The organism is Corynebacterium tuscaniense DNF00037 (genome assembly GCF_000759055.1).
GTDB lineage: Bacteria > Actinomycetota > Actinomycetes > Mycobacteriales > Mycobacteriaceae > Corynebacterium > Corynebacterium tuscaniense.
Genome location: NZ_JRNG01000017.1, coordinates 22,229 through 34,596, shown reverse-complemented (window position 1 = coordinate 34,596; position 12,368 = coordinate 22,229). Strand labels below are relative to the sequence as shown.

12 protein-coding genes are annotated in these 12,368 nt (G+C 60.8%); 3 read left to right on the top strand and 9 right to left on the bottom strand.

Annotated elements, in window-relative coordinates:
• Positions 1-342 (top strand): DUF202 domain-containing protein, encoded by a 342-nt coding sequence (locus HMPREF2129_RS04795; RefSeq protein WP_034663860.1) that lies wholly within the window; start codon positions 1-3, stop codon positions 340-342.
• 5 nt (positions 343-347) lie between these two features.
• Here HMPREF2129_RS04795 and HMPREF2129_RS04790 read toward each other — a convergent pair whose 3' ends face one another.
• The 3 genes from HMPREF2129_RS04790 to HMPREF2129_RS04780 form a co-directional block, all read right to left on the bottom strand.
• On the bottom strand, positions 348-1,640 hold the full coding sequence (locus HMPREF2129_RS04790; protein WP_034663858.1) for an IS1096 element passenger TnpR family protein: 1,293 nt from the start codon (positions 1,638-1,640) through the stop codon (positions 348-350).
• An 85-nt stretch (positions 1,641-1,725) separates the two neighbouring features.
• Positions 1,726-2,325, bottom strand: coding sequence for a pirin family protein (locus tag HMPREF2129_RS04785; RefSeq protein WP_034663856.1), 600 nt, complete (start codon positions 2,323-2,325; stop codon positions 1,726-1,728).
• 14 nt (positions 2,326-2,339) lie between these two features.
• Positions 2,340-3,470, bottom strand: coding sequence for an MFS transporter (locus tag HMPREF2129_RS04780; protein WP_052092794.1), 1,131 nt, complete (start codon positions 3,468-3,470; stop codon positions 2,340-2,342).
• Between the two features lie 137 nt (positions 3,471-3,607).
• On the opposite strand from HMPREF2129_RS04780, the gene HMPREF2129_RS04775 reads away from it, so the two are divergent.
• Positions 3,608-4,336, top strand: coding sequence for a YwaF family protein (locus HMPREF2129_RS04775; RefSeq protein WP_034663906.1), 729 nt, complete (start codon positions 3,608-3,610; stop codon positions 4,334-4,336).
• On the opposite strand, the gene HMPREF2129_RS04770 is transcribed toward HMPREF2129_RS04775, so the two are convergent.
• From HMPREF2129_RS04770 to aceA, 6 genes are all read right to left on the bottom strand, one after another.
• On the bottom strand, positions 4,333-5,934 hold the full coding sequence (locus HMPREF2129_RS04770; protein WP_034663854.1) for a bifunctional ADP-dependent NAD(P)H-hydrate dehydratase/NAD(P)H-hydrate epimerase: 1,602 nt from the start codon (positions 5,932-5,934) through the stop codon (positions 4,333-4,335). The two genes, HMPREF2129_RS04775 and HMPREF2129_RS04770, sit on opposite strands and share 4 nt — an antisense overlap.
• Positions 5,935-5,958: 24 nt before the next feature.
• On the bottom strand, positions 5,959-6,387 hold the full coding sequence (locus HMPREF2129_RS04765) for a type II toxin-antitoxin system VapC family toxin (protein WP_034663852.1): 429 nt from the start codon (positions 6,385-6,387) through the stop codon (positions 5,959-5,961).
• Positions 6,377-6,616, bottom strand: a complete 240-nt coding sequence (locus tag HMPREF2129_RS04760) for a hypothetical protein (protein WP_034663850.1) — start codon at positions 6,614-6,616, stop codon at positions 6,377-6,379. Before HMPREF2129_RS04760 ends, HMPREF2129_RS04765 begins: the two co-directional genes overlap by 11 nt.
• Positions 6,617-6,663: 47 nt before the next feature.
• Positions 6,664-7,473 (bottom strand): Fpg/Nei family DNA glycosylase, encoded by an 810-nt coding sequence (locus tag HMPREF2129_RS04755; RefSeq protein WP_034663848.1) that lies wholly within the window; start codon positions 7,471-7,473, stop codon positions 6,664-6,666.
• 4 nt (positions 7,474-7,477) lie between these two features.
• Positions 7,478-7,975, bottom strand: coding sequence for a ribonuclease E activity regulator RraA (gene rraA / locus HMPREF2129_RS04750; protein WP_034663846.1), 498 nt, complete (start codon positions 7,973-7,975; stop codon positions 7,478-7,480).
• A gap of 311 nt (positions 7,976-8,286) precedes the next feature.
• Entirely contained in the window at positions 8,287-9,579 is a 1,293-nt protein-coding gene (gene aceA / locus HMPREF2129_RS04745; protein WP_034663844.1) for an isocitrate lyase, read from the bottom strand.
• 487 nt (positions 9,580-10,066) lie between these two features.
• Between aceA and HMPREF2129_RS04740 the strand changes: the two genes are divergently transcribed.
• Positions 10,067-12,271: a malate synthase G gene (locus HMPREF2129_RS04740; protein ID WP_034663842.1), complete on the top strand. Its 2,205-nt coding sequence runs from the start codon at positions 10,067-10,069 to the stop codon at positions 12,269-12,271.
• Positions 12,272-12,368 lie beyond the last annotated feature (97 nt).

Here is a 12,368-nt window from a genome sequence, read left to right as displayed (position 1 = left end):
ATGGCACGAATTAACCGCTCCCCCATCCCGGTTGTGGACTTGGGCTTGCAGCCAGAGCGCACGGCGCTGTCGTGGACGCGCACCGCATTGGCCATGTTCGTCGCGTCACTGACGCTGCTGCGCTGGTCAGTGCCCTACTCCGCATTGGTGTTCGGGGCGATTGGGCTTCTGTGTTGCATCGCGTTGGTGATCATTGCGCGCAACCGGGCCCAGTACCGCACTGGGGCAGAAGGCATCAAACAGGAACAGGTGAGGGCCAACGTTTTTGGTGTGTTTGCCATCACCATCGGCATGGCCATGTTCGCGGCCATTGGTTTGTTCCTGGTGCTGGACGCGGGCTGAACAGCTTAATCCTCCGGGAAGGTGAGCATGATCTGCAAGACTTCCCGGCCGGGCGCGGTGTGCACGATCTGTTCTGGGGTGGAGCCCTGTTCAAGGACGCCAAGGGCGATGAACAAGTCAACCACAAACTCCGGGTTTTTAGGCCGCTTGGGGTAGCCGGTTGGATCAGCTACCCAGTTGAGTACTTCTTCGGCGTCTTCGGCGTATACAGCGCTGAAGTAGAGGTACAGGTCCTCCTCGAAGCAGGTCAGGAGAACGTCTGCCTCCTCAGCAACGGCTGTTCCACCTGGTAGGGCAAGGAGGTAGTTATCTTCGACCGACAAGTAGTCCCTGACCTCCAGGAAGGAGCGAAGCGCATTGACTGCTGGGACGGCTTCAGCAGCGTGGTTGCCGGGTTCGAGGGCTAAGCCGAAGTTCTCCGCAAGGGTGCGCACATCGCCCGGCCGGAGGGTTCCCTTGTTGGTCAGCTTCACGCCCTCCATGCAGTGGTCTAGGAAGGCACGAATATTGGACACGATGCGGGTGAAGGGATACAGATCAACATCATCCTCGTCGGGGAGGTGGTCGGCGAAGAACTCCGATATCGCTGCGATGACGGCTGGGTTCCGCTCTGGATTCGGGTCGAGGGAAATAATCTGCTGCAGGTCAGGACGAGAACTGATGAAGGAATCGAAATCCTCCGCAATACCCGGCGTGCGAGGGTCCTCCGTGAAATCCTCCGGCTCAGGCATGAAGAAGTCCTCGGAGGAATACGCCATTCGTTCCGCCACGGTGCAGTGATCAGTAGTGGACAAGCGTTCGATAAGGCGCTCCGGTGACATCACTGGCATGAAGCTGAGCAGTAGGGGGGAGATCCGCATGTCGGGCTCTAGGCCAGCGGCAAGGCGCATCGCCTCGCGGTGAAACGCGGTCATCATTTCGGGTCCGCCGCATGCTTCGATGACGTCGGGCCCCTGCGCATCCACAAGCATGGGTGCTGGCGAATCAATCTCGGAGATCCCCAGCACCTCAAGGTGAATAGTCCAGTGCGCCGCCGGGTCATACACGTAGGTCATCTCACCAATATCGCCGATGGCCAGCGCGGTTTCATCCTTCTCATCCGCGCCAGGGGATGCGGTGTAGAGGGTGCGTTGGCCATCTTCCTCAGCGATGTAGATGTGGTTGGTGGTGCCGGAGAAGCCAAAAGCTGCGTCAATAAGCGTGGCGAATGAGCCCAGGTGCATGTGGTCCGAAACATTGACCAACCTGGACACTTGCGGGCTGGAACCCTCCAGAGACAAGAGCAGCGTGATGATCATGTCGCCCACATTACGGCCCAAAAGGCATCCGTGGGGGCCGATATTGTCCACTTAAGTGGACAGCGGGAAAAATATTGCGGTGTGATTAGCGGCCACCAAGCAGCAGCGCGGACACCACGCGATCAGAAGCATTGACCACATTCAGGGTCTTCGCGCCGGGACGTGTGATGGCAATCGTAGCGGGATTCAGGCTTTCATTCTCCAAAAACAGTCCCTTGTCCAGTGCAATCATGCCATGCGTGAAAGTCTCATCGACGACGAACACGAACTCCGCTCCGGGCTCAACGCGCAACTCCGCGCCGAGCATCGGGCGTGCTGTTTGCACGGGGCTTTCTTGCCCAAAAAGCTTGCCGACGAACACCAGGCCCTCCCCCGCCACCCCCGAATCAAACCCAACAAGGGAGAACGGCTTTGGCGAAAATTTGCCGAAGTCCAAGGTGGCAGGCGTGCACGCGCTATCAGTGATGCCGAGCTGAAAGCTGGTGGTGGCAAACGCGTGGGCACCAGGCAGGAGTGTTTCGGTGCCACTCACCCAGGTGAGCACCTGCTTATTGGGGTTAGCGGCGCGGGCAGAGGTCCACCCGCCGAAGGTCTCACCGTCTGCCATGGGTAGGCGACGGAAGATCACCTCCGCAGCACCTGGGCGTGGTTCGGGTGGAGTGAAAGCGGGATCGGTGCCAGTCATGCGGACAGATTACATCAGCGCAAAAGCGGGCGGGCGCGGAAACTGAGCTCGGCTGCGGCAAGCAGAGCAAGGGCGGCGGTGATCAACAGTGTGCCCGGCAGGTACCCAGCGTCCACCGGCAGCGCACCCACTGCGGAACCACTAGCAATGCCCACCTGGAACGTCACCACATAAATAGAGGACGCACGGTTCTGGTTCGCTTCCCCGGCATGGAGGAACAACGTGGTGGCGGCCGTGGGCAGTCCGCCACCGGAAACGCCCAGCAACATGATCACGGCCACGGCGAGAACCAACCCGAGGGCAGGTGCTGTGCCGTCGAGAAGCAGCGCGCAGAAGCCAGCCAAACCAGCACACAAGATCAAGCCCGTTCCCAGGGCATTCATGCGCAGCATGCGGCGGTCAGAGCGTTTACCCGCCGACAACACACCAACGATGCCAAACAAGCCATATGCGAAAAGACCCAGGGCGACGTAGGAGTGGCCAAGGGTGTGCTCCACAAAGAGCCCCAGGTAAGTGTAGGTGCAGAACAGCGCGGTAATCACCAGAGCCAGGTACACCACCAGTGCGGGGAGAGCAGAGCGCTGCTGCACCCCTTCTTCCCTCCCCCGCGGCGGGATGGCGGGCAGAGGGGGCAAGAAGATCATGAGGAGGACAAATGCCACAGCTACGAGCGCACCGAGGATCCACGTGGCACCACGCCAGCCCACGGCATTACCCATGAGGGTGGTCAGCGGTGAACCCGCCACCAACGCCATGGTCGACCCCAAAGAGACCACTCCCACCGCCTTCGCTGTCATGCCCCGTGGGGCCAGGCGTGCAGCCATCGGGTTGACGAGGGACCAAAACAAACCGTGGGTAAGCGCAGCACACACACGGCCTGCCACCAACATCCAATAATTCGCGGCCAAACCCTGCAGCACGATGCCCAGCAGCAGGAAAACCAAGGTGGCCATGAATACCGGCTTGCGGTCAAAGCGGGCAGTCAGCTCCATCAGTGGAATGGTGATGATGGCGACGATGCCTGCATACACCGTCATCAACAACCCCACCTGGCCTTCCGTCACGCCAAGGTCCGCCGCCATCGGACTAATCAAACCGATGGAGAACATCTCAAACGTGACGTACACAAACGCGGCAAAACCCATCGCGTTCAACGGCACGTAGGGGAAAACCTGGGATTGAGAGGACACCTTTGAAGCCACACTGCAACGCTAGACCCGCGTAGGAAAGATTGCATGTTGACGAGGCCACGTTTAAGCAGGAAAAGTGCTAGAACGTGATTATGCCTAATCAACCGCCACCCTGGACCTCGCAGCACACCGGAAAGACGTACCCCACGATCCGGCAATTCGACGGCAAACACCTTGCTGCAGTCGTGCTGTTCATCATGCTGTGCGGCGTGCTCGTGGTTGCGGTGAAACGGCTACCGCGCGGTACCCTCAAAGCCGCCCGCCAGGTCGCCGGCGCGCTCATGGGGATCATCACCACCGTGTACTTCATCTGGGTGCTTAACCCGAAGCGCTTGGTGTGGGATGAAACCGCGCCTTTTCATGTCACTGACCTGTTGCGATACATCACGCCACTGGCGGTGGGCACCGGTAACCCGACTGCGACGGCGCTGTCCTACTACTGGGGGCTCTTCCTCAACCCCATGGCCATTTTCTTCCCGGACATGGCGTATGTGCAGGACAAGAAGTGGCTGCAAGAGCTCGCCTACTGGTACTTCCACATCGCCGCCACCGTGGTACCCGTCGTGCTCACCTTCGGCCTGGGCTACCGGCCGAACTGGAAAGACTGGCGCGTGGTCGCCGGCATCACCATGGTCTGGGCGGCGGTGTCCGGTGTGGCTAACAAGGTCACTGGCGGCAACTACTTCTTCTCCAACGGCCACCCGCGCGGCTGGTCCCCGCTGAAGTTCTTCGGCCCGTGGCCCTGGTACCTGCTCATCTGCGCGCCGGGTCTGCCGTTCGTGTTTGCGCTGATGACAGGTGTGTGGCGCCAGAACCGCTAAAAACCCCGGAACTTTTTAGCACGATTCGCCGCAGGCTCCGCGGGCAGAACCCGGAGCTTCGCCGTGGCGGCCGGGATGGACTCGGCGATCTTCGAGGCGCTCGTTGGCCCCGGCCCGAACTCCGTCTGTGCGGAGAGCCACGCCGCGGTGGCGTGAATGATCACCGATTGCGCCACGCCCAATGTGGCCCCGCCCCACCGCGCCTGCTCACGTGCCATCCGCGCACCCATGATCCCGGCCAGCACATCACCGGAACCAGGCGTGGCCGCCCAGGACGTGCCCGTGTCCACCACGAGCGTGTGGTCCCGCGCCGGGTCAGCCACGATGGTTGCGCGTCCCTTGCGCACAACAGTGCAGTTCAACGCCTGGGAAAGTGCCTGCGCTTCCTCCCAGCGACTCGCGGGGTCAATGCCCAGCGCATCGCGGAGCCGCTCACACTCGCCATCGTGTGGGGTCAGCACCGTCTCTCCGGGCCGCCCGCGCAACAACTCGCGCAGTTCGGGGTCGGTGGAAAGGAGGGTGAGCCCGTCGGCGTCGATAAGCAGCGGCTCCTCGCGCCCCAACAACAACGCCAACTCGCCGCGCGCCTGCGAATCCGTGCCCACGCCCGGCCCGAACACCCAGGCCTGCACGCGCCCCGCATCCTCAAGCCTTTGCTTCACGACGACCTCCGGCAGCCCCCGCACCACCTCCCCCGCCTGCGACCCCGCATATCGCACCATCGCCGGTGTGGCGCGCACTGCACCAGTGGTGGCCAACAATGCAGCTCCGGGATACGTAGCGCTACCAGCGCGAATACCCACGACACCGCCGGTGTACTTGTCGTCGTAGAACCCTGGCTCCATGAGCGGTTCATTGTCGGCGGGCAGTGTGTCAAGGCTGTCCGGCCACGGCTGGGGTGTCTCGCCTGGGACGGCGCGGAAGAGCACAGTATCGCTGGCGCCCACGTCCAGCTCATCCGCGATGGTGCGGCCATCGGCGATGGACGGCTGCGCTAACAACTGAATCCCACACTCCGGCGCCAAACCATGCGCCCGGCGCCATCCGCCAAATGTCACCGTCGCATCCGCCGTAACGTGGATGTCCCCGCGCACCCCGGTGTCCGCGTCGACCCCCGACGGCACATCCACCGCCAACACGTGCACGTACCAGTCCGCCAGGCCGTCGAGCACCTCTCCGACCTGCTCATCCAGGCCGCCAGCGCCCCCGATGCCTGTCAGTCCATCGATGGCGAGGCGGTAATCGCGGCAATCCTCAGGCGCGTCTTTGAGCACCGTGCCGCCCGCGTTAGTGAACGCCTCCAACGCCGGCTCATGCGCACTCCCCCACGCCAACCACGCATCCACCGCGTGTCCCGCCAGGGCCAGCTCCGCCCCGGCATACAACGCATCACCCCCATTGCCGCCCTTGCCCACGAGCAGCAAACACTTCGGTGACTCCCGGAAATCCCCCACAGTATCCGGCCACCTAAGCATCGCCCCTGCCGCCTCAAACACGGCATGAGCTGCGGATTTCATCAGATCATCGGGCGCAGTCTGGGCCTCAAGCAGTGGCTTTTCGGCCGCACGGATCTGTTCAACTGTGTAGGCGTGAAGCATGCCCCCACCCTAGGCGCGTTAACTCTAGCGGTCGAGGGGATTAACCCACTGAACCCCGTGGAAGCGGGCAAAATCACGGTCAAATGAACACACTGAAGTGCCATGCTCGATGGCAAGGGCAGCGAGATGGGCATCGGTGACCAGGTTGCCCACAGCTTCATTGTTCACAGTGAGCATCCGCAGGATATGAGCATGATTGGGGCTCGGGGTTGGGATCCATGTGTTGGGGTGTTCGGCCCATGCGTCTATGAGATCTGATGCTGCTGCCGGAGAAAGCGGATGGTCAAAAAGCCTCGGGTTTGTACAAATACGCTGAAAGGCGATGAGAGATACCCAAGGGAGCCCAACTCTCTCTGGACCGCTTAGTGCTGATTCCAACCAGTCGGAGGCTTCGCGGTGATGAGACGAACTGGAATCGACAGCGTAGATCAGGACGTTTGCGTCAACGATCATCGGAGTATTCCTGCTCATCGAGCAGACCAAGGACCTCACTCACGTTTGTGCAATCCACCTTCATGCCCATGTTGAAGGTCTTCTGGCGGAAAGGTTCCTGGTCAGGCACCACTTTCAAGCCATCGCGGGCAAGCTCATTGATGACGTGACCGATACTCGAGTTCTGCTGCGCGGCCGTGGTTTTGGCGGCCATGTAAACGTCATCGTCCAACCTAATAGTGAGCCTCATGAGGTCAACCTATCACCATTGGTGACGCAGGTAAAGGGACCTTTAGCCTACTGACAGCGCGAACACCAGTACAGTTTGCGGCCCTCAACCACCTTCATCTCAATGGGCGTTCCACACACGTAGCAAGGGTCGCCGGCGCGGCGGTAGACGTACACCTCGCCGCCGTGGTCGTCCTTGCGCGGGGGCCGGCCCATCGCCTCCGGGGTGTGTTCGGGGCGCACGGTATCAATCCGGCCGTGCTCGACGCCGTAGTCCATGAGCTCAGCCAAGTCCGTCCACACGGCATCGAACTCGCTGCGACTCAACTGATTGCCGGGCAGAGCCGGGTGAACCCCCTGCCGGAACAGCACCTCAGCACGATAAATATTGCCTACACCAGCGAAAAGCTTCTGGTCCATCAGCTGCGAGCCGATCGTGCGCCTTGAGCGTGACACACGCTCAAACAAGGCCTCAGGCGGGTCCTTCTCCACGATTGGGTCGAAGCCGGACTTATCCTCGATCGCGTCCGCCTCCCCCTGCCGCAACAACAGGCAAGCCTGAGGTCCGCGCAAATTCGCCGCCACAATGCCATTGGAAATGTGGAGGCGCATCTGCCCCCACTCCTCCTCTGCTGGTTCAAAGCGCAAAGAACCAATCAACCCAAGATGTATATACACAACCCAAGAATCTATCTGTTCAGTCTCAAAAGAGATGAACAGGTGCTTGCCGTGAGCGTGGGCGGAGGTGAGGACGGAGCCGTCGATAAGCTTTGCTTCTTCAGCGAACCTCCCCTGCGGGCTGGTGACCTCGACCTCGCGGCCGCCGAACTCCGTGTTCAGCTGGCGCGCGAGGCGATGAAGAACATGACCTTCAGGCACTTATCTACTTCGGCTCCACCGGGTTCTCAGACACGACGACGCCGTCCGAATCGGCGTAAACGTAGTGGCCAGGGACGAATTCGATGCCGCCGAGACGCAGCACGATGTTCTGCTCCCCCACGCCATCCTTGTTGGACTTACGCGGGTTCGTGCCCAGCGCCTTGCAACCAAACTCCATGGTGGCCACCTCAGCCGAATCGCGGATCGGGCCGTTGATGATCACGCCGGCCCATCCATTCTTCACACCAGCGGCGGCGATCATGTCGCCCATGAGAGCCGTGTGCATGGACGCGTGACCGTCCACGACGAGCACCTTGCCCTCGCCTGGGGAGTTCAGCGTCTTCTTGACCAGGCCGTTGTCCTGGAAGCAAGAAATCGTCTGGATCTCACCGCAGAATTCGATCTTGCCGCCGTAGTTGCGGAACTGGATGTCGCAACTTTGCACGTCCTTGTCGTGGATGTCGGCGATGTCGGCGGTGGCGATGAACTGGATGTCGGTCATATGTGCTCCTTCGTTCGTGGTGTATTTCGGGGATTGATGGTTACTGAGTTTACGCTTTTCAGTGCACGTTTTGGGGCGTGGTCAGTGTCGGGTGGGTTGTATTCGTCCTCCTTCGGGGCTTGATCCCGGCGGGAGTTGTGCACGATTTTCGAAAGTTGAGGGCGCGTCCTGGGAAAATAGTGATTTTGTGCACGATTTTTTAAATTCAAGTCCAGTCGACCCGCCCCAGCCGACCCGCCCCAACCTGAGCAAAGAGAAAACCCGCACTACACAACGGCAGTGCGGGCTTCTGGTCAGATCAAGCTACAAGCTTAGAACTGGCCCTCCTCCGTGGAGCCCTTGAGGGCGGTGGTGGAGGAATTTGGGTCGACGGTGGTGGCAACGCGGTCGAAGTAGCCGGCGCCAACCTCGCGCTGGTGCTTGACAGCGGTGAAGCCGCGCTCGGATGCTGCCTGGAACTCGCGGTTCTGCAGGTCGACGAACGCCGGCATGCCCTCGCGAGCGTAGCCGTAAGCCAGGTCGAACATGGAGTAGTTGAGAGCGTGGAAGCCAGCCAGGGTGATGAACTGGAACACGAAGCCCATCTTGCCCAGCTCCTTCTGGAACTTGGCGATCTCCTCTTCGTCGAGGTGGGAGGACCAGTTGAAGGACGGGGAGCAGTTGTAGGCGAGCAGCTGGTCCGGGAACTCAGCGTGGACGCCCTCGGCGAACTTCTTAGCCAGCTCGAGGTCCGGGGTACCGGTCTCCATCCAGATCAGGTCAGCGTACGGAGCGTAGGACTTTGCACGGTCGATGCAGGGCTCGACACCGTTCTTGACGTAGTAGTAGCCCTCTGCGGAACGCTCGCCGGTGAGGAACTTAGCGTCACGCTCATCAACGTCGGAGGTCAGCAGGGTTGCAGCTTCAGCGTCGGTGCGGCCGATGACCACGGTCGGGACGTCGAGGACGTCTGCTGCCAGACGTGCGGAGGACAGGGTGCGGATGTGCTGCTGGGTCGGGATGAGGACCTTGCCGCCGAGGTGGCCACACTTCTTCTCAGAAGCGAGCTGATCCTCCCAGTGGGTACCAGCGGCACCAGCCTGGATCATTGCGCGCTGCAGCTCGTAGACGTTGAGGGCGCCACCGAAGCCGGCCTCACCGTCAGCGACGATCGGGACGAGCCAGTTGTCTACGGAGGTATCGCCCTCGACGCGTGCGATCTGGTCTGCACGGCTCAGAGCGTTGTTGATGCGACGGACAACGTTCGGTACGGAGTTAGCCGGGTACAGGGACTGGTCCGGGTAGGTGTTGCCGGAGAGGTTAGCGTCACCAGCGACCTGCCAACCGGAGAGGTAGACGGCCTTCAGGCCTGCACGGACCTGCTGAACAGCCTGGTTACCGGTGAGGGCGCCGAGGGCGTGGATGTAGGAGCCGTCGCCCTTGGTGATGCCGTCCCAGAGGATCTCTGCGCCGCGGCGTGCGAGGGTCTGCTCCTCGATAACGGTGCCCTGCAGAACCTCTACCTGCTCTGCGGTGTAGTCGCGGGTAATGCCCTTCCAGCGCGGGTTCTCGTCCCAGTCCTTCTGGATTTCCTGTGCGGTACGAGCCTGTCCTGTGGTGGTCATGTGGTCCCCTTTCTGACGGGATCTAAGTTGGAAGCTTCCACTCAACTTCGTGTTATGGCGTGTGCAGTGGCACAACGCTGTAGACATGGTGAGTTGAGCCACGCCCTTGGCGTTCACGTCCAGTATCCCTATCTGTGAACCGCATAGTCAATACGTATGAGATGTTACGTTTTTTTAGGGGGTGAGTTGGATCGCTGTTTGTTTGTTTCTGGGCAGCTCGCTTATCGACGAAACAGCAGGCCACACCTGTTTATTTCCCCTCGTAGCAGGGCCTTCTTCTATTCGGAGTGGATTTTGTTTTGGGTGAAAAGGCGGGCAAGGAGGGGTGGTTCGATTCACGAATTCGGGGGTGATGTGGGGGTGCGTCGATAAGCAAATGCTTAACGCGGGTGACCGCCATCACTAAGCTGGCCTGCACATGCCCGTGCCACAGGCACTGCCTAGAATGGGTGGGCGAACACAAAGTCTGGCTGAAAGGATCTCACATATGACGACACCGCAATTCGAAGACCGCACCGAGCGCGTCGAGGTGGCTGGGCTGGCTGTTGCCCGCCCGCTGTACGACTTCGTGGTGGACAAGCTGCTCCCAGAGATCAATCTTGATGCTGAGAAGTTCTGGAGCGATGTTGCTTCCTACTTCGCGGACCTGACCCCGAAGAACAAGGAACTGCTCGCCCGCCGTGATGAGCTGCAGGCGACGATGGACCAGTACTACCGCGACAACCCGGGCCAGCCCGATCCGGCGGCGCACGAGGAGTTCCTGCGCTCCATTGGCTACCTGGTAGATCAGCCGCTGGACGGTGCGATCCGCACGGAAAACGTCGATCCGGAGTTCGCCTCTGTAGCTGGCCCACAGCTGGTTGTGCCGATTACGAATGCACGTTTTGCCATCAACGCAGCCAACGCCCGCTACGGCTCCCTGTATGACGCGCTGTACGGCACTGACGCTATTCCGACGGATGGTGGCGCTGAGCCGGGCAAGGGCTACAACCCGGTCCGTGGTGACCGTGTGATTGCGTGGGCACGTAACTTCCTCGATGAGGCTGTGCCACTCGAGGGCGCATCCCACGCTGACGTTGATTCTTACGAGGTTGCAGAAGACGGTTCCCTGAAGATCGTGTCTGAGGGCAAGGAGCTCTCCTTGAAGGACCCGGCAGTTTACCTCGGCTACCAGGGTTCCAAGGATGCGCCGACCGGTATTGTGCTGCGCCACAATGGCCTGCACATCATCATCAAGATTGACCGTGAGCACCCGGTGGGCAAGACCGACCGCGCTGGCGTTGCTGATGTTGTTCTGGAGTCCGCTGTCACCGCGATTATGGACTTTGAGGATTCCGTCGCTGCTGTTGACGGCACTGATAAGGCCGGCGCTTACGAGACTTGGTTCGGTCTGAACCGGGGCGACATCTCTGAGACCGTGACCAAGGGTGACAAGACCTTTGAGCGTACTTTGGCAGATGACGTCACTTTCACCGCTAAGGATGGCTCTGAGGACTCCCTGCACGGCCGTGTCATGATGCTGTGCCGCAACGTTGGCCACCTGATGACCACGCCTGCGATTCTCGTGGACGGCGAGGAGGTGCCGGAGGGTCTGCTCGATGGCATCATCACCGTTGCTGCTGCTATCCCGGGTCTGCGTGAGGGTAATGCGCGCGGTAACTCCCGCGTTGGCTCTGTCTACGTGGTGAAGCCGAAGCAGCACGGCCCGGACGAGGTTGCTTTCACCAACGAGATCTTCGACCGCGTCGAGGAGATCCTGGGTCTGCCGAAGTACACCGTCAAGGTGGGTGTCATGGATGAGGAGCGCCGCACCTCCGTCAATCTGGACGCCTGCATCATGGCTGCTGCTGACCGCCTGGTGTTCATCAATACCGGCTTCCTGGACCGCACCGGCGATGAGATCCACACCGCCATGCAGGCCGGTCCGATGGTCCGCAAGGCAGACCTGCAGACCGCACCGTGGAAGCTCGCATATGAGAACCACAACGTTGACGCTGGTATCGCGCACTCCCTGCCGGGTCGCGCCCAGATTGGTAAGGGCATGTGGGCAGAGACTGATCACATGGCTGCCCTGCTGGAGAAGAAGATTGGCCAGCCACGTGAGGGTGCAAACACCGCGTGGGTTCCGTCCCCGACCGGTGCTACCCTGCACGCCACCCACTACCACCAGGTGGATGTCCACGCTGTTCAGGATGAGCTGCGTGCCGCTGGCCGCCGTGATTCGCTGAAGGGTCTGCTCACCGTCCCGGTTAGCACCGAGGGCGATGTGTGGTCCGCTGCGGAGAAGGCTGAGGAGCTGGACAACAACTGCCAGTCCATCCTGGGTTACGTGGTCCGCTGGGTTGAACAGGGTGTTGGCTGCTCCAAGGTGCCGGACATCCACGATGTGGACCTGATGGAGGACCGCGCAACGCTGCGTATTTCCTCCCAGCTGCTGGCTAACTGGCTCGTCCACGGTGTCATTACCGAGGACCAGGTGTTGGATTCCCTGAAGCGCATGGCTGTGAAGGTTGATGAGCAGAACGCGGGCGACCCGAACTACCTGCCGATGGCCGCGGACTATGACAAGTCCATTGGTTTCCAGGCTGCGAAGGACCTCATCTTCAAGGGCACCGAGTCCCCGTCTGGTTACACGGAGCCGATCCTGCACGCGAAGCGTCGTGAGTTCAAGGCTGCACACGGCCTTGCTTAAACACCCCTAGGGATGTTTAAGCAAGCACTGAGGCCTTAAGCAAGATAAAGCACTGTTCAAGGCCTAGAGCCCAGGCTCCTCCTTGCCCGCGAGACTT